This is a genomic window from Microbacterium sp. SD291, from assembly GCF_017355365.1.
Classification (GTDB): Bacteria; Actinomycetota; Actinomycetes; order Actinomycetales; family Microbacteriaceae; genus Microbacterium.
In genome coordinates this window covers 46,725-62,106 of sequence record NZ_JADIJR010000010.1, presented here as the reverse complement: position 1 = coordinate 62,106, position 15,382 = coordinate 46,725, and the positions used below count along the sequence as shown (strand labels likewise).

Below are 15,382 nucleotides of genomic sequence, written 5' to 3'. Positions count from 1 at the left end.
GGGCTCTCCGGCCTCTTCGTCAGACCTCCTGATCCGCCTTGATGGGAACCGCGATCGACTCGGTCAGCGCCTGCTCGTAGCGCTGCTGGCGCCGGCGCAGCCACAGCCCGCCGACGACGAGGAGCGCCAGCACGAGGTAGGCGCTCGCGGCGAACGGCTGCAGGACCAGCGTCGACAGGTCGCCCTGGCTGAGCTGCAGCGCCTTGCGCAGGTACTCCTCCCCCATCGGCCCCAGGATCATGCCGACCACCAGCGGTGCCACCGGATATCCGTATCGCCGCATGAAGTAGCCGAGGACGCCGATGATCGCGAGGATCAGGATGTCGACGACCGCGAAGTTCAGCGCGTACGCGCCGAAGGCGGCAAAGAGCAGGATGCCCGCGTACAGGTACGGCCGCGGGATCTGCAGCAGCTTCACCCACATGCCGACGAGCGGCAGGTTCAGGATGATGAGGATGACGTTGCCGAGATAGAGGCTCGCGACGAGCGCCCACACCAGAGCCGGCTGGTTCTGGAACAGCTGCGGCCCCGGCTGCAGGCCGTACGCCTGGAACGCGACGAGGATGATCGCCGCCGTCGCGGTCGTGGGCAGCCCGAGTGTCAGCAGCGGGACGAGCACGCCGGCCGCAGCCGCGTTGTTCGCGGACTCGGGACCGGCGACGCCCTCGATCGCTCCGCGGCCGAACTCGCTCTTGTGCCGGGAGAGCTTGCGCTCGGTCGCGTACGAGAGGAATGTCGCCACGTCCGCGCCGCCGGCGGGAATCGTGCCGATCGGGAAGCCGATCGCGGTGCCGCGCAGCCACGGCTTCCACGAGCGCTTCCAGTCGTCCTTCGTCATCCAACTGCGCCAGCCGCGCGTCACAGGGATCACGTCGATGGCTCCGTGCCGCATCCGCGCGGCGATGTACAGCGTCTCGCCCACGGCGAAGAGGCCGACGGCGACGAGCACGATGTCGATGCCGTCAGACAGGGGCAGCAGTCCGAGCGTGTAGCGCTGCTGCGCCGTGAGGGTGTCGGTGCCGACGAGCCCGAGGAACAGCCCGACGCCGAGCGACGTCATGCCGCGAGGGACCGAGCTGCCGATCAGCGCGCCGACCGTGATGAATGCGATCACGATGAGCGCGACGTAGTCGGCAGGGCCGAGGTTCACCGCGAACTGCGCGAGCACGGGGGCGAGCAGCGTGAGGCCGACCGTGGCGATGGTGCCGGCGACGAACGAGCCGATCGCGGCGGTCGCGAGCGCGGCAGCGCCGCGGCCCAGCTTCGCCATCCTGTTGCCTTCGATGGCCGTGACGATGGATGCCGATTCACCTGGGGTGTTCAGCAGGATGCTGGTGGTCGAGCCGCCGTACATCCCGCCGTAGTAGATGCCGGCGAACGTGATGAGCGCGGCGGTGGGGTCGAGCGTGTAGGTGAGCGGCAGCAGCAGTGCGACCGTCATGGCGGGGCCGATGCCCGGGAGCACGCCCACTGCGGTGCCCACCAGCACGCCGAAGAACGCGAATATGAGGTACTGCGGCTGCAGCGCGGTGGCGAAGCCTTCCAGAAGCAGGGTCCAGCTGTCCATCAGAACATCCCTCCGAGCCATCCGAGAGCCGGACCCCAGGGCAGTGACAGCCCCATCAGCCCGCCGAACACGATCTGCACCGTCAGGCTGACGGCCAGGCCGATGACGAACGCCAGCCACCAGCGCTTGGCGCCGAGCGACCATGCAACGACTCCGAAGAGCACGGCCGCCGCCGGCGCCCAGCCGATCACGTCGATCAGCAGCAGGTGGGCGACCACGGCTCCGACGATCTTCGCGAGCGTCAGCCAGTCGGTCCTGGCGTGCGGGTCGATGTCCTCGGCATCCTCCAGCTCCGCGCGCTTGCCGCGGAGCACGTCGACGAGCACGGCGGCCGCGGACGCCAGCAGGATCACCGAGACGAAGATCGGGAAGATGGTCGGCCCGACCTTCACGCCCTTGGGGACGTGGATCGTGAAGACGCCGATGAGCGCGAAGACGCCGAGGGCGAGCATGAGCAGGGCGAAGACGAGTTCACCGATGGGAACCCGCGGGGCGGGCCGAGTAGCCTCGGCCCGCCCGCTCGCCCCGAGGATCGGGGCTTCCATGTCAGATCAGCCCGATGTTCTCGAGCGTCCCGGTGACGTCGGAGATGTTCTCCTCCAGGAAGGTGTCGAACTCGTCGCCGACCAGGAACGCGTCGGCCCAGCCCTTGGTCTCGAGCTCGTCCGTCCAGGCTTCCGCGTCGTGCAGCTCCGTGACGATGCGCTCGAGTTCCGCGCGCTCTTCGTCGGAGATGCCACCCGGTGCGATCACTCCGCGCCAGTTGGTGAGAACGACGTCGTATCCGGCGTCGGTGATCGTGGGCACGTCGGGGAGCGACTCGACCGGCTCCGCGCCGGAGACCGCAAGCGCCCGCATCGAGCCGTCCTCGATGTACTGGAGGAACTCGCCGACGCCCGAGATGCCGGCCGCGACCTTGTTGCCGACGAGCAGGGAGACGGCCTCGCCGCCGCCCGAGTTCGGCGTGTAGTTCAGCTTCTCGGGGATCTCCGCGCCTTCGAGCCCTGCCGCCTCGAGCAGGAGCCCGGCGAGGATGTGGTCGGCACCGCCGGCGGATCCGCCGGTCACGGTGACCTCCTGCCCCTTGTCGACGATGTCCTCGACGAGATCTTCCAGCGTCTCGTACTTCGAGCTCTCCGGAACCACGACGACGAGGGGCTCGTCGGTGAGGCGGGCGATCGGGGTGGTGTCCTCGAGGCGCACGGCCGATGCGTTCGTCTCGATCGCGCCCACCATGACCAGGCCCATCACCATGAGGGTCGCCGGGTCCTTCTCGTTCGCGAGCTGCGCGAGTCCGACGGTGCCGCCGGCGCCGCCGACGTTCGAGACCGGCGCGGATCCGACGATCTCGTCGCCGGTCAGCACCTGCGACATCGCGCGTCCGGTCTGGTCCCAGCCGCCGCCGGGGTCGGCCGGGACGATGATCTTGACATCCTCGATGGCGGCGACCGCGTCGCCGCCGCCGTCGTTGCCGCCTGCGGGTGCGTTCCCGCCGGAGCATGCTGTGAGTGCCAGCGCGATCACGGCGAATGCTGCGCCTGCCGTGACGATTCGTGTGTGCTTCATTGCGCTCCTCCTTGAGCGTTCGGGTTGCTGTCCGTCCACCCTGGAGGGCCGGATGCCGCAGCGATAGCTTCGGAAACCATTGGTCGCGGTTCTGAAACTATTGGTCGCGAACAGCTGCCGACGCCGCTCGCCGCCCGTCCCTGCAGGGACCAGAATGGTCGGGTGGCCTCGAAGATGACGCTCCGCGTACAGCTGCTGCTGCTGCAGGCGCTGATCGTGTTCCTGGTGACCCTTGCGACGGGAATCGTGGCGGGCGCATTCCAGGAGCAGGCCCTTCGCGAGTCGTACAAGGACCGCATGCAGGCCGTCGCGCAGTCGATCGCGTCCCTGCCGACCGTGCGCGAGGCCTTCGACGACGAGGATCCCTCGGCGACGATCCAGCCGATCGCGGAGGTCATCCGGGAGGCATCCGATCTGGCCTACGTCGTGGTGGCCGACGCCGACGGCATCCGCTACTCCCATCCGAACCCCTACCGGATCGGCGAGAGGGTCTCCACCGACCCCTCCATCCCGCTCTCCGGGGAGATCTACATCGGCACGCAGACGGGGACGCTCGGCACATCGTGGCGGGTGAAGGTGCCGATCTTCGCGGATGACGGCACGGTGATCGGCACGGCATCCGTCGGCATCCTCGAGTCCGAGCTGAACGACGAGTTCATGCGGAACCTCGCCTGGCTCATCGCCGCCATGCTCGCCGCTGCGGTGCTCGGCGTGTTCGGGTCGGCGTGGGTCACCTCCGTGATCCGCCGCCGCATCTACCTCCTCGAACCGCATCAGATCGCCGCGCTGGTGAAGAACCAGGAGACGACCCTGCACGGTTTGAGCGAGGGCGTGATCACGGTCGACGGCTCCGGGAGGATCACGCTCGTGAACGACGCGGCCGCGCGGCTGCTCGGAACGGAGGCGGCCGGCCTCGACGGCGCCATGGCGGCCGATGTGCTCGGAGAAGAGCTGTACACCGTGCTCAGGGAGGGCGAGGACGCGGGCCGGCCGGTCATCGTCGGCTCGCACGTGCTCGTCGCACGCAGCACCGGGGGCGAGATCGACAGCGCCGACGTCGGGGCGACCACGCTGCTGCTGCGCGATCACACCGAGCTGCATGACGTCGTCCGGCGTGTCGAGGCGGCCGACGCGATCATCGCCTTCCGTCAGCGCCTCGGCGTGCCGAAGGGCCTGAGCGCCGAGACGCTCGACCGGGTGGCCGCCGCCCTCGCCGCGCGCCCTGATGCGTCCGCGACCGAGATCGGCGATGACCTGCAGATCTCGCGAGTGAGCGCGCGCCGCTATCTCGAGCACCTCGCCAGCTCCGGCCGGGCCATCCGCGCGCTCGATTACTCGACCAAGGGGCGGCCGAGCACGCGCTACCGCGCGAACGACCCGGTCTGATCACATCGCCTGGGACTCAGTGCCATGTTGTGCGACACTGGCTCGCAGACGATGATCGTCGACTGACCGGATCGAAGGAGATCTCATGGTGCGCAGCCCCTACCCCGACGTCGACATCCCGGATGTCACCATCCACGAGTTCCTCTTCGGCGACCTCGACGAATCGCAGCTGGACGGTGTCGCGCTCATCGACGGGATGAGCGGCGCCACCACCACCTACCGCCAGCTGATCGGGCAGATCGATCTGTTCGCCGGCGCCCTGGCCGCCCGCGGCGTCGGTGTCGGCACCACCGTCGCGGTGCTCTGCCCGAACGTGCCCGCGTTCGCGACGGTCTTCCACGGCATCCTGCGCGCGGGCGCGACCGCCACGACGATCAACTCCCTGTACACCGCGGAGGAGATCGCGAATCAGCTGACCGATGCCGGCGCGACCTGGCTGGTGACCGTCTCGCCGCTGCTCGCGGGCGCCTGGTCCGCGGCAGAGAGCCTGGGGTTCGACGCCGATCACGTGATCGTGCTCGACGGTGCCGACGGCCACCCGTCGCTCCCGGCACTCCTCGGAGAAGGACGCACCGCACCCGACGTGTCCTTCGACCCCGCGACCCACCTCGCGGTGCTCCCCTACTCCTCAGGCACGACCGGGCGGCCGAAGGGCGTGATGCTGACGCACCGCAACCTGGTCGCGAACGTGTCGCAGTGCCGACCGGTGCTCGACGTCGACGAGACCGACCGCCTGCTCGCCGTCCTCCCCTTCTTCCACATCTACGGCATGACCGTGCTGCTCAACTTCGCGCTGAAGCAGCGTGCGGGCCTCGTCACGATGCCCCGGTTCGACCTGGTCGAGTTCCTGCGCATCATCGCAGAGCACCGGACGACCTGGGTGTTCGTGGCTCCGCCGATCGCGGTCGCGCTGGCGAAGCATCCGATCGTCGATCAGTACGACCTCTCGGCGGTCAGGGTGATCTTCTCCGGTGCAGCGCCCCTGGACGGTGCCCTCGCGTCGGCCGTCGCGACCCGGCTGGGCTGCACCGTGACCCAGGGGTACGGCATGACCGAGACCAGTCCCGCCGTGAACCTCATCTCCGCCGACCGCGACGACATCGACCGATCGAGCATCGGCCCTCTGGTGCCCAACACCGAGGCGCGGCTGGTCGACCCGGATTCGGGGGCCGATATCGAGCAGCCGGCGGACGGCGTCAGCGCACCGGGCGAGCTGTGGGTGCGCGGCCCGCAGGTCATGACCGGATACCTCAACCGGCCCGACGCCACCGCCGAGATGCTCGACGCCGACGGCTGGCTGCACACCGGCGACATCGCGACGGTCACGCACGACGGCATCTTCCGGATCGTCGACCGGCTGAAGGAGCTGATCAAGTACAAGGGCTACCAGGTGGCGCCGGCGGTGCTCGAGGCCGTGCTGCTGGAGCATCCCTCGATCGCGGATGCCGCCGTGATCGGCGTGCTCGACGAGGACGGCCAGGAGGTGCCCAAGGCGTACGTCGTCCGGCAGCCGGGAGCGGAACTCGACGAGGATGCCGTGATGACCCATGTCGCGGCGCACGTGGCACCGCACGAGAAGGTGCGGCAGGTCGAGTTCATCGAGGCGATCCCGAAGTCCGCGTCCGGCAAGATCCTGCGCAAGGACCTTCGCGCGCGCTGACCCGGACCGCCACGACGCGAAGAAGCCCGCCATCCCGTGAGGGATGGCGGGCTTCTTCGCAGTGAAGCTGCGGCTTACTTGCCGGCCTCGACGAAGCCGGCGGCCTCAGCGGCCTCGGCGGTGCGGAACCACACCTCGGCGATGGTCGCGTCGTACCACTGGCCGTCCGGGCGGTGGAACTTCATCGAGTCCTTGTTGCCCTTGATGTCGAATCCCTCGGGGGCGGAACCGTCCTCGAGGGGCTCGGCCGAGTCGTCGCCGAACTCGGCGGCCACGAACGCGGCGGGAGCGGCGGTCTCGACGACTGCCTCCTCAGCGGCAGCCTCAGCAGCTGCGCCCTCCTCCTGCGACTCGGCACCGGCGTCGGCAGCCTCGTCGGCCTTCGGAGCCTCGGTCTTGGCGGCGGCCTTCTTGGTGGACTTCGCCTTCGGCGTGACGGGCTCGAGGACGAGCTCGATCACGGCCATCGGGGCGTTGTCGCCCTTGCGGTTGCCGACCTTGGTGATGCGCGTGTAGCCGCCCTCGCGGTCCGCGACGAGCGGGGCGATCTCGGCGAACAGCTCGTGCACGACGCTCTTGTCGCCGATGACCGAGAGGACACGACGACGAGCGTGCAGGTCGCCGCGCTTGGCGAACGTGATCAGGCGCTCGGCGAGCGGACGCACGCGCTTGGCCTTGGTCTCGGTCGTCTTGATCGACTTGTGGGTGAACAGCGCAGCCGCGAGGTTGGCAAGCAGCAGACGCTCGTGGGCGGGGCCGCCTCCGAGGCGGGGTCCCTTGGTGGGCTTAGGCATAGTTGACTAACTCCTGGTCAGAATTCGGGAAGGTCAGAAGGACTCGTCTTCGCTGCCGCCGTAGAAGTGGGCGCCGTCGAAACCGGGCACCGAATCCTTGAGCGACAGACCGAGCGAGATGAGCTTGTCGCGCACCTCGTCGACCGACTTCTGGCCGAAATTGCGGATGTTCATGAGCTGCGTCTCCGAAAGGGCGACGAGCTCCGAAACGGTGTTGATGCCCTCGCGCTTGAGGCAGTTGTAGGAGCGGACCGACAGGTCCAGGTCCTCGATCGGCATCGACAGCTCGCTGGAGTTCACTGCCTCCACCGGCGCCGGGCCGATCTCGATGCCCTCGGCCTCGACGTTCAGCTCGCGGGCGAGGCCGAACAGCTCGGTGAGAGTCTTCGCAGCCGACGCGACGGCGTCGCGAGGGCTGATCGAGGACTTCGTCTCGACATCCAGGACGAGCTTGTCGAAGTCGGTGCGCTCACCGGCACGGGTGGCGTCGACGCGGTAGCTGACCTTGAGGACCGGCGAGTAGATCGAGTCGATCGGGATCTGACCGGCCTCGGCGTACTCGTTGCGGTTCTGCGTCGCCGAGACGTAGCCACGGCCACGCTCGATCGTGAGTTCGAGCTCGAACTTCGCGGTCTCGTTCAGCGTCGCGATCACGAGCTCGGGGTTCTGCACCTCGACACCGGCCGGAGCCGAGATGTCGGCAGCGGTCACTTCGCCCGAACCGGTCTTGCGCAGGTAAGCCGTGATGGGCTCGTCGCGCTCGCTCGAGACGACGAGCTGCTTGATGTTGAGGATGATCTCGGTGACATCCTCCTTCACGCCGGGGATGGTGCTGAACTCGTGCAGCACGCCGTCGATGCGAACGCTGGTGACCGCGGCGCCGGGGATCGACGACAGCAGGCTGCGACGCAGCGCGTTGCCGATCGTGTAGCCGAAGCCGGGCTCCAGAGGCTCGATGATGAACCGGCTCCGGTTCTCGACGATCTTTTCCTCGGTCAGTGTGGGACGCTGTGCAATAAGCACTCTGTGTTCCTTTCGATCACATGCCCGCTATATGACATGTGGTGGGTGAGGTCTTGAGTTGTGACGATGCCTGTGGTCCGCGGAGCGGACGCTGTGCCCGCACGGGCGGCGAGCCGCTCGGTCCCTGAGCTTGTCGAAGGGCCGAGCGGCTCGCCGAGCCGTGTCAGACGCGGCGGCGCTTCGGCGGGCGGCAGCCGTTGTGCGCCTGCGGGGTGACGTCCGAGATCGAGCCGACCTCGAGGCCTGCGGCCTGGAGCGAGCGGATCGCGGTCTCGCGGCCGGAGCCCGGACCCTTCACGAAGACGTCGACCTTCTTGACGCCGTGCTCCTGCGCCTGACGCGCAGCGGACTCGGCGGCCATGCCGGCGGCGTAAGGGGTCGACTTGCGCGAGCCCTTGAAGCCCACGCCACCCGACGATGCCCAGCTGATGACAGCGCCGGACGGGTCCGTGATCGAGACGATCGTGTTGTTGAACGTCGACTTGATGTGGGCCTGGCCCAGCGCGATGTTCTTCTTTTCCTTGCGGCGCGGCTTGCGCGCGGCGGCCTTGGGTGCAGCCATGAAAGTGTTCTCCTAGTCCCTGGGGCCGCGCTTAGCGGGCCTTCTTCTTGCCTGCGACGGTGCGCTTCGGGCCCTTGCGGGTACGGGCGTTGGTCTTGGTGCGCTGACCACGGACCGGGAGACCACGACGGTGGCGGATGCCCTCGTAGGAGCCGATCTCGACCTTGCGGCGGATGTCTGCGGCCACCTCGCGGCGGAGGTCACCCTCCACCTTGTAGTTGCCTTCGATGTGGTCGCGGAGGGCGATCAGCTGGTCGTCGCTGAGATCCTTCACGCGGATGCTCTCGTCGATCTCGGTCGCCTTGAGGATCTCGACCGAGCGGGTACGGCCGACGCCGTAGATGTAGGTAAGGGCGATCACCACGCGCTTGTCGCGCGGGATGTCAACGCCGGCAAGACGTGCCATGCGGTTCTCCTGTGTTTTGTGGAGGTGTGGAGCAGGATCGGTGCCCGGGCCTCCGCCCCGAGGTGTCAGCTCCAATCCCCACAGCTCCCACCTGGGTCGCTGAGCTTGTCGAAGCGTCTGATCCTGCCGTTGTGTGTATTGAGTTGTGTGTCGACCTGAAGAGAGATCAGCCCTGGCGCTGCTTGTGGCGCGGGTTGCTCTTGCAGATCACCATGACGCGGCCGTGACGGCGGATCACCTTGCAGTGATCGCAGATGGCCTTGACGCTGGGGTTGACCTTCATGATGTTTCCTGTTCGCTGTCTTCGTACCGACTCCGCCGCGCGGAGTCAGGCCGTTACTTCTCGACCGATCAGCGGTAGCGGTAGACGATGCGGCCGCGGGTCAGGTCGTAGGGGCTGAGCTCCACGACCACGCGGTCCTCCGGGATGATGCGGATGTAGTTCTGCCGCATCTTGCCGGAGATCGTTGCAAGGACCTTGTGCCCGTTGGTGAGCTCAACGCGGAACATCGCGTTGGGCAGAGCCTCGGAGATCACGCCCTCGATCTCGATGACACCGTCTTTCTTAGCCATAGCCTCGCTGACGCTTCTGCAGACCGGTCGATCTGCGGTGGGTGGTTGGATTGCGGTGATGCGCCGATTCGGACACGCCGAATCAAGGCGCAAGGCACCAAAGATCTATGGTATCCGACGGCGGGGCATCCGGCAAACCGGGCCCCGCCGCCGTGATGCCGGGTCAGCCGAGCAGCTTCTCCATCTCGGTGATTTCGCCGGCCGTCAGGTCCAGCCTCTTGCCGTTGACCTCGACCGTCGGCGTGCCCTGGATCTCGTGCGCCTGGGTCTGCGCGCCCACGAAGCTCATGTACGTGCCGTCCGCGATGCAGTCCGCAGCGGCACCGGCACCCGCCTGCTCGGCGAGGGCGGCGAGCTCGTCGTCCGACAGGCCGGCGGAGTTCTCCGCCGGCTGGTTCTGGAACAGCAGGTTGAAGTAGTCGAGTGCGGCATCCGGCGCCTCCTCGGCGACGCAGTACATCGAGCCGGCCGCGCGCGTGGAGAACTTCGTGTTCTGCGAGAGACGGTCGAGGATCGACACGGGGTGCACGTTGAGGGTGATGTCGCCGTTCGCGGCCGCCGTCTGCAGCGACTCGCCGTACTGCGCCTCGAAGTCACCGCAGATCGGGCACATGAAGTCGACGTAGGTGTCGACCTCGTCCTTGCCCTCGCCGAACGAGATCGCGCCGGTCTCCTCGTTGATGAGCGCGCTCTCCGGTGCCGGCCCGGGTGCGGTGGCCTGGTTGTTCAGGATCACGACGACGGCGCCGAGCCCGACCAGCACCACGACGACGACGACCGAGACCCAGATCGCGAACCAGTTGGTCTTGCTCTTCGCGGCTGCCATTGCATTCCGTTCTGTCGAGGCCCGCGCGTCGCGCGGGTCCGCCTGAAGTTCTCGGGCGCAGGCGCGCCCACGACTATTGTGCCCTGAGAAAGCTATGCGCCCGTTGTGATCGCGCCTGGCTCATGCAGAAGGTGTCGGCACACGCAGGGCACGCGGGTGCGTGAGGAACCTGCGGACTGAGAGCCCTCACGCGGGCCCTGAGGCTTCGCGTCTACGCCAGGGGCGCCGGGACCACGCCGAACGGCGCGAGGCCTGCTGCTCCCCCGTCGGGCGCCGTGAGCACCCAGATGCCGCCCGCGTGCACGGCGACGCTGTGCTCCCAGTGCGACCCGTCGCTGCCGTCGACCGTCGAGACCGTCCAGTCGTCGTCCTCGACGAACGTCTCCTCGCCGCCGGAGGTGACCATCGGCTCGATGGCGAGCACCAGTCCGGGCTTCACCGCGGCACCGGCATCCGGCGTGCGGTAGTTGAACACGCTCGGCGCCTCGTGCATCTTGCGCCCGATGCCGTGGCCGACGTACTCCCGGAGGATGCCGTAGGTCTCCCCCGACCGGGCCGATGGCCCCTGCGCCTCGATGAAGCCCTGGATCGCCGCGCCGATGTCTCCGAGGTGGGAGGCGGATGCCATGGCGGCGATGCCTGCCCACATCGACCCCTCCGTGACCCTGGAGAGCTCCTCACGCTGCGCGACGACGTCCGGGCGGGTGTCGTCCGGGATCACCACGGTGATGGCGCTGTCGCCGTTCCAGCCCTCGTACTGGGCTCCGCAGTCCACCGAGACGATGTCGCCGGGCTGCAGGACGCGGCCGCCGGGAATGCCGTGCACGACCTCCTCGTTCACCGACACGCAGATGGTGTGGTGGTACCCGCGCACGAGCTGGAAGTTCGACTCGGCACCTCGCGCGAGGATGGCGCGGTTCGCCTCGGCATCCAGCTCGAGAGTGCTCGCTCCCGGGCGGATCAGCGGGCGCACGGCATCCAGCGCCGCAGCCGTTATCAGCCCCGGCTCGACCATGGATCGCAGCTGGGCCGGGGTCTTGTAGATCGACCGGCGGAACATCGTGGCCGGCTCAGACCGCGACGCGGAGGCCGCGCGCGTCCAGCGCCGCGAAGATGCGATCAGTGATCTCGTCGAGCGACCCGACGCCGTCGATGGTGTCGACGATGCCACGCGCGCCGTAGACCTCGAGGATCGGAGCCGTCTCGTGCTCGTAGATGTCCAGACGGTGCGCGATCGCCTCGTCCGTGTCATCCGCACGGCCCTGCTCCGCAGCCCGCAGCTTCAGCCGGCTGAGGCTCTCGCCTCGCGGCACGTCGAGCAGGATCACCGCGTCGAGGCCCTCGCCGCGTGCGCCGAGGAACTCGTCGAGGTGACCGACCTGGGTCGTGTTGCGCGGGTATCCATCGAGGAGGAACCCGTGCGCGGCGTCATCCTGCGACAGGCGATCGCGCACGATCTCGCTGGTCAGCTCGTCGGGCACGAGATCGCCGGCCTCGAGGATCGCGGTCACCTGCTGGCCGAGCTCGGTGCCGTCCTTGATGTTCGCGCGGAAGATGTCGCCGGTCGAGACGACCGGGATGCCGAACGACTCGGCGATGCGGACACCCTGCGTGCCCTTGCCGGAGCCCTGCGGCCCGACGATGAGGAGACGAGCGGATGCTGTCATCGGAGAAGCCCTTCGTAGTGACGCTGCTGCAGCTGCGCATCGATCTGCTTGACGGTCTCGAGCCCCACACCCACGATGATGAGGATCGAGGCGCCGCCGAACGGGAAGTTCTGGTTGGCGCCGACGGTGGCCAGGGCGATCAGCGGGATGAGCGCGATCAGGCCGAGGTAGAGCGAACCCGGCAGCGTGATGCGGGTGAGCACGTAGTCGAGGTACTCGGCAGTCGGTCGCCCTGCGCGGATGCCGGGGATGAAGCCGCCGTACTTCTTCATGTTGTCGGCGACCTCGACGGGGTTGAACGTGATCGCGACGTAGAAGTAGGTGAAGCCGATGATCAGCAGGAAGTACGCCGCCATGTAGATCGGCTGGTTGCCCGTGGTGAAGTTCGCGCTGATCCAGGTGACCCAGGCGGCCGGCTCCGTGCCGTCCTGCGGGGTGTTGAACTGCGCGATGAGTGCGGGGATGTACAGCAGCGACGACGCGAAGATGACCGGGATCACACCCGCCATGTTCACCTTGATCGGGATGTAGGTGTTGGTGCCGCCGTAGGTGCGGCGCCCGACCATGCGCTTGGCGTACTGCACAGGGATGCGCCGCTGCGACTGCTCGACGAACACCACCAGCGCCATCACGAGGATGCCGACGAGGAGCACGAGGAGGAACACCTCGAAGCCCTTGCTCTCCCAGATCAGGCCCATGGCGCCGGGGAACGTTGCCGCGATCGAGGTGAAGATCAGCAGGGACATGCCGTTGCCGATGCCCCGCTCGGTGACGAGCTCGGCGAACCACATGATCAGGCCCGTGCCTGCGGTCATCGTCATGATGATGAGCAGCTGCGCCCACCACACGTCGTTGGTGAGCAGGTTCTGGCAGGCTGCGACGTCGGTGGTGCCGAACAGCTGACCGCTGCGCGCGACGGTGACGAGGGTGGTCGACTGCAGCAGTGCGAGTGCGATCGTCAGGTAGCGCGTGTACTGCGTCAGCTTCGACTGGCCGGCCTGGCCCTCCTTGTGCAGGGCCTCGAAGTGCGGGATGACGACACGCAGGAGCTGGGTGATGATCGTCGCCGTGATGTACGGCATGACGCCGAGGGCGAAGATCGACAGCTGCAGCAGCGCGCCGCCGGAGAAGAGGTTGACGAGACCGAGCAGTCCATCGGTGCCCGCGTTCTCGGCGAGACAGGCCTCGACGTTCGGGAAGTGCACGAACGGAGCGGGGACGTTCGACCCCAGCCGGTAGATCGCGACGATGGCGAGGGTGAAACCGATCTTCCGACGGAGGTCGGGGGTGCGGAAGATCCGCGCGATGGCGCTAAACAAGAACGTTCCTCCTGAAAGGGTGGCCGATCCAGAAGAACGGCTGAAAGACCAGGGTAACTCAAACCCAGGACCCGGTAAGACTAGCCGACCATCGGAGCCGGTGGACGGAATCGCAAAAGGGGCCGGAGTGACTCCGGCCCCTTCTGTGAGGTGGTTACTTGACGGATCCGCCGGCCGCCACGATCTTCTGCTCGGCAGAGCCGGAGACCTTGTCGACCGAGACGGTGAGCTTCACGGCGATGTCGCCGTCTCCGAGAACCTTGACCTTCTCGTTCTTGCGAACCGCGCCCTTGGCGACCAGGTCGCTGACGGTGACGTCTCCACCCTTGGGGTAGAGCTCCGCGAGCTTCTCCAGGTTCACGACCTGGTACTCGACGCGGAACGGATTCTTGAACCCGCGCAGCTTCGGGGTGCGCATGTGCAGCGGCATCTGCCCACCCTCGAAGCCGACGCGCACGGTGTTGCGAGCCTTGGTGCCCTTGGTTCCGCGACCCGCGGTCTTTCCCTTGGAGCCCTCACCGCGACCGACACGGGTCTTCGCGGTGTTGGATCCGGGGACCGGACGCAGGTGGTGGACCTTCAGCACGCCCGGGCGGGAAGCCGGAGCATCCTTCGCGGGCGCCGCCTTCTTGGCGGCAGGCTTCTTGGCCGGCGCCTCTGCCTTGGTGGCGGCCGCCTTCGCGGGCGCCTTCTTGGCAGCGGGCTTCTTCTCAGCGGCGGCCTTGGGAGCCGCAGCCTTCTTCGGGGCCTTCTCGGCCTCCACGGCTTCGTTCTTCTCAGCCATTAGTCGATCTCCTCAACCTTGACGAGGTGGGCGACGGTCTTGACGTAACCGCGCGTCTGCGCGTCGTCGGGGCGGACGGTGCTGTCACCGATCCGCTTCAGACCGAGGCTGCGCAGCGTGTCGCGCTGGTTCTGCTTCTCGCTCACCTTGGACTTGATCTGCGTGACCTTGAGCCGGGCGGCCATCAGGCACCTACCTTCTGTGCGGCGATGGCCTCGGCCTCGGCGCGGACAAGACGCGCAGGCGCGACCTGGTCGAACTCGAGACCACGGCGCGCGGCGACCGCACGGGGCTCCTCGAGCTGCTTCAGTGCCGTCACCGTCGCGTGCACGATGTTGATCGTGTTCGACGAGCCGAGCGACTTCGACAGCACGTCGTGGATGCCGGCGCACTCGAGCACGGCGCGAACCGGACCACCGGCGATGACACCGGTACCGGCAGCGGCCGGACGCAGCAGCACGACACCGGCGGCCGCCTCACCCTGCACGGGGTGCGGGATGGTGCTGCCGACGCGCGGAACGCGGAAGAAGTTGCGCTTCGCCTCTTCGACGCCCTTCGAGATGGCCAGGGGCACCTCGCGGGCCTTGCCGTAGCCGACGCCGACCAGACCGTTGCCGTCGCCGACGACCACGAGAGCGGTGAAGCTGAAGCGACGACCACCCTTCACGACCTTGGAGACGCGGTTGATGGTGACGACGCGCTCGAGGAACTGGTTGTCACCGCGGTCGCGCGAGTTGCGGTCGCGGCCGCCCTGGTTGCGGTCGCCACGGCCGCCGCGGCGACCCTCACGCTGGTCGCGAGCGGGCTCTGCGGCCTCGGTGGTCGAGGCAGCGGCCGTCTCGGGAGCGGCAGCAGCCGTCTCGGTCACTTCGTTCTCCTTGTTGTCACTCACAGTGCGAGACCCCCTTCGCGGGCGCCGTCGGCGATGGCGGCGACACGACCTGCGTAGCGGTTGCCGCCACGGTCGAACACTGCCTCGGAAACGCCTGCGGCCTTCGCGCGCTCGGCGAGGAGCTCGCCGACCTTGCGTGCCTTGGCGGTCTTGTCACCCTCGAGCGAGCGCAGGTCGGTCTCGAGCGTCGAAGCCGACGCGACGGTGTGACCCTTGCTGTCGTCGACCAGCTGCACGAAGACGTGGCGGGCCGAGCGGTTGACGACGAGACGCGGACGCGACTCGGTGCCGACGACCTTCTTGCGAAGGCGGGCGTGACGACGCGCGCGGGCGTCAGACTTTGACTTGAGAGCCATG

19 protein-coding genes are annotated in these 15,382 nt (G+C 67.8%); 2 read left to right on the top strand and 17 right to left on the bottom strand.

The genetic code is table 11. The features are described from left to right. Positions 1-19: 19 nt before the first annotated feature. The 3 genes from IPV10_RS07785 to IPV10_RS07775 are packed head-to-tail and all read right to left on the bottom strand — an operon-like array spanning position 20 to position 3,133. Complete coding sequence (locus IPV10_RS07785) at positions 20-1,567, bottom strand: tripartite tricarboxylate transporter permease (RefSeq protein WP_207482474.1); 1,548 nt, start codon at positions 1,565-1,567, stop codon at positions 20-22. Then, on the bottom strand, positions 1,567-2,112 hold the full coding sequence (locus IPV10_RS07780; protein ID WP_207482472.1) for a tripartite tricarboxylate transporter TctB family protein: 546 nt from the start codon (positions 2,110-2,112) through the stop codon (positions 1,567-1,569). The genes IPV10_RS07785 and IPV10_RS07780 overlap by 1 nt, the downstream gene beginning before the upstream one ends. A gap of 1 nt (position 2,113) precedes the next feature. Continuing rightward, complete coding sequence (locus IPV10_RS07775) at positions 2,114-3,133, bottom strand: tripartite tricarboxylate transporter substrate binding protein (RefSeq protein ID WP_207482470.1); 1,020 nt, start codon at positions 3,131-3,133, stop codon at positions 2,114-2,116. Positions 3,134-3,295: 162 nt separating this feature from the next. Between IPV10_RS07775 and IPV10_RS07770 the strand changes: the two genes are divergently transcribed. Next, positions 3,296-4,519 carry a PAS domain-containing protein gene (locus IPV10_RS07770; RefSeq protein ID WP_207482468.1) on the top strand — a complete coding sequence of 408 codons (1,224 nt, stop codon included), beginning with the start codon at positions 3,296-3,298 and terminating at the stop codon, positions 4,517-4,519. A gap of 85 nt (positions 4,520-4,604) precedes the next feature. Further along, entirely contained in the window at positions 4,605-6,179 is a 1,575-nt protein-coding gene (locus IPV10_RS07765) for an AMP-binding protein (RefSeq protein WP_207482466.1), read from the top strand. A gap of 74 nt (positions 6,180-6,253) precedes the next feature. Here the strand turns inward: IPV10_RS07765 and rplQ are convergent, their stop codons facing one another. The 14 genes from rplQ to rplR form a co-directional block, all read right to left on the bottom strand. After that, a complete protein-coding gene (gene rplQ, locus IPV10_RS07760; protein ID WP_207482464.1) occupies positions 6,254-6,973 on the bottom strand; it encodes a 50S ribosomal protein L17 in 720 nt (239 codons plus the stop codon). A gap of 33 nt (positions 6,974-7,006) precedes the next feature. Continuing rightward, the gene (locus tag IPV10_RS07755) at positions 7,007-7,996 is read right to left on the bottom strand and encodes a DNA-directed RNA polymerase subunit alpha (protein ID WP_207482461.1); all 990 of its coding nucleotides are present in this window, start codon (positions 7,994-7,996) and stop codon (positions 7,007-7,009) included. 163 nt (positions 7,997-8,159) lie between these two features. Continuing rightward, a complete protein-coding gene (gene rpsK / locus IPV10_RS07750) occupies positions 8,160-8,558 on the bottom strand; it encodes a 30S ribosomal protein S11 (protein WP_207482459.1) in 399 nt (132 codons plus the stop codon). Between the two features lie 31 nt (positions 8,559-8,589). After that, a complete protein-coding gene (rpsM, locus tag IPV10_RS07745; protein ID WP_017829190.1) occupies positions 8,590-8,964 on the bottom strand; it encodes a 30S ribosomal protein S13 in 375 nt (124 codons plus the stop codon). 166 nt (positions 8,965-9,130) lie between these two features. Beyond that, positions 9,131-9,247, bottom strand: coding sequence for a 50S ribosomal protein L36 (gene rpmJ / locus IPV10_RS07740; protein WP_207482457.1), 117 nt, complete (start codon positions 9,245-9,247; stop codon positions 9,131-9,133). A 68-nt stretch (positions 9,248-9,315) separates the two neighbouring features. Then, entirely contained in the window at positions 9,316-9,537 is a 222-nt protein-coding gene (infA, locus tag IPV10_RS07735) for a translation initiation factor IF-1 (protein ID WP_028496510.1), read from the bottom strand. A 163-nt stretch (positions 9,538-9,700) separates the two neighbouring features. Beyond that, the gene (locus IPV10_RS07730; RefSeq protein ID WP_207482455.1) at positions 9,701-10,363 is read right to left on the bottom strand and encodes a thioredoxin domain-containing protein; all 663 of its coding nucleotides are present in this window, start codon (positions 10,361-10,363) and stop codon (positions 9,701-9,703) included. Between the two features lie 211 nt (positions 10,364-10,574). Then, entirely contained in the window at positions 10,575-11,423 is an 849-nt protein-coding gene (map, locus tag IPV10_RS07725; RefSeq protein ID WP_207482454.1) for a type I methionyl aminopeptidase, read from the bottom strand. A gap of 10 nt (positions 11,424-11,433) precedes the next feature. Next, on the bottom strand, positions 11,434-12,030 hold the full coding sequence (locus tag IPV10_RS07720; protein ID WP_207482452.1) for an adenylate kinase: 597 nt from the start codon (positions 12,028-12,030) through the stop codon (positions 11,434-11,436). After that, positions 12,027-13,349 carry a preprotein translocase subunit SecY gene (gene secY, locus IPV10_RS07715; RefSeq protein WP_207482451.1) on the bottom strand — a complete coding sequence of 441 codons (1,323 nt, stop codon included), beginning with the start codon at positions 13,347-13,349 and terminating at the stop codon, positions 12,027-12,029. Before secY ends, IPV10_RS07720 begins: the two co-directional genes overlap by 4 nt. Before the next feature lie 154 nt (positions 13,350-13,503). Continuing rightward, a complete protein-coding gene (rplO, locus tag IPV10_RS07710) occupies positions 13,504-14,133 on the bottom strand; it encodes a 50S ribosomal protein L15 (RefSeq protein ID WP_242684757.1) in 630 nt (209 codons plus the stop codon). Then, positions 14,133-14,318 (bottom strand): 50S ribosomal protein L30, encoded by a 186-nt coding sequence (rpmD, locus tag IPV10_RS07705; protein ID WP_067121122.1) that lies wholly within the window; start codon positions 14,316-14,318, stop codon positions 14,133-14,135. Before rpmD ends, rplO begins: the two co-directional genes overlap by 1 nt. Next, the gene (gene rpsE / locus IPV10_RS07700) at positions 14,318-15,025 is read right to left on the bottom strand and encodes a 30S ribosomal protein S5 (protein WP_207482449.1); all 708 of its coding nucleotides are present in this window, start codon (positions 15,023-15,025) and stop codon (positions 14,318-14,320) included. Before rpsE ends, rpmD begins: the two co-directional genes overlap by 1 nt. Next, positions 15,022-15,381, bottom strand: coding sequence for a 50S ribosomal protein L18 (gene rplR, locus IPV10_RS07695; RefSeq protein ID WP_207482444.1), 360 nt, complete (start codon positions 15,379-15,381; stop codon positions 15,022-15,024). The genes rpsE and rplR overlap by 4 nt, the downstream gene beginning before the upstream one ends. Between the last annotated feature and the right edge of the window lies 1 nt (position 15,382).

Coding starts and splice junctions, on each gene's coding strand:
- IPV10_RS07775 (WP_207482470.1), bottom strand. CDS start 3,133: ATGAAGCACACACGAATCGTCACGGCAGGCGCAGCATTCGCCGTGATC.
- rpsM (WP_017829190.1), bottom strand. CDS start 8,964: ATGGCACGTCTTGCCGGCGTTGACATCCCGCGCGACAAGCGCGTGGTG.
- rpmD (WP_067121122.1), bottom strand. CDS start 14,318: ATGGCCGCCCGGCTCAAGGTCACGCAGATCAAGTCCAAGGTGAGCGAG.
- map (WP_207482454.1), bottom strand. CDS start 11,423: ATGTTCCGCCGGTCGATCTACAAGACCCCGGCCCAGCTGCGATCCATG.
- infA (WP_028496510.1), bottom strand. CDS start 9,537: ATGGCTAAGAAAGACGGTGTCATCGAGATCGAGGGCGTGATCTCCGAG.
- rpsK (WP_207482459.1), bottom strand. CDS start 8,558: ATGGCTGCACCCAAGGCCGCCGCGCGCAAGCCGCGCCGCAAGGAAAAG.
- rplQ (WP_207482464.1), bottom strand. CDS start 6,973: ATGCCTAAGCCCACCAAGGGACCCCGCCTCGGAGGCGGCCCCGCCCAC.
- IPV10_RS07720 (WP_207482452.1), bottom strand. CDS start 12,030: ATGACAGCATCCGCTCGTCTCCTCATCGTCGGGCCGCAGGGCTCCGGC.
- rplO (WP_242684757.1), bottom strand. CDS start 14,133: ATGGCTGAGAAGAACGAAGCCGTGGAGGCCGAGAAGGCCCCGAAGAAG.
- rpmJ (WP_207482457.1), bottom strand. CDS start 9,247: ATGAAGGTCAACCCCAGCGTCAAGGCCATCTGCGATCACTGCAAGGTG.
- IPV10_RS07765 (WP_207482466.1), top strand. CDS start 4,605: ATGGTGCGCAGCCCCTACCCCGACGTCGACATCCCGGATGTCACCATC.
- IPV10_RS07730 (WP_207482455.1), bottom strand. CDS start 10,363: ATGGCAGCCGCGAAGAGCAAGACCAACTGGTTCGCGATCTGGGTCTCG.
- rplR (WP_207482444.1), bottom strand. CDS start 15,381: ATGGCTCTCAAGTCAAAGTCTGACGCCCGCGCGCGTCGTCACGCCCGC.
- IPV10_RS07780 (WP_207482472.1), bottom strand. CDS start 2,112: ATGGAAGCCCCGATCCTCGGGGCGAGCGGGCGGGCCGAGGCTACTCGG.
- IPV10_RS07785 (WP_207482474.1), bottom strand. CDS start 1,567: ATGGACAGCTGGACCCTGCTTCTGGAAGGCTTCGCCACCGCGCTGCAG.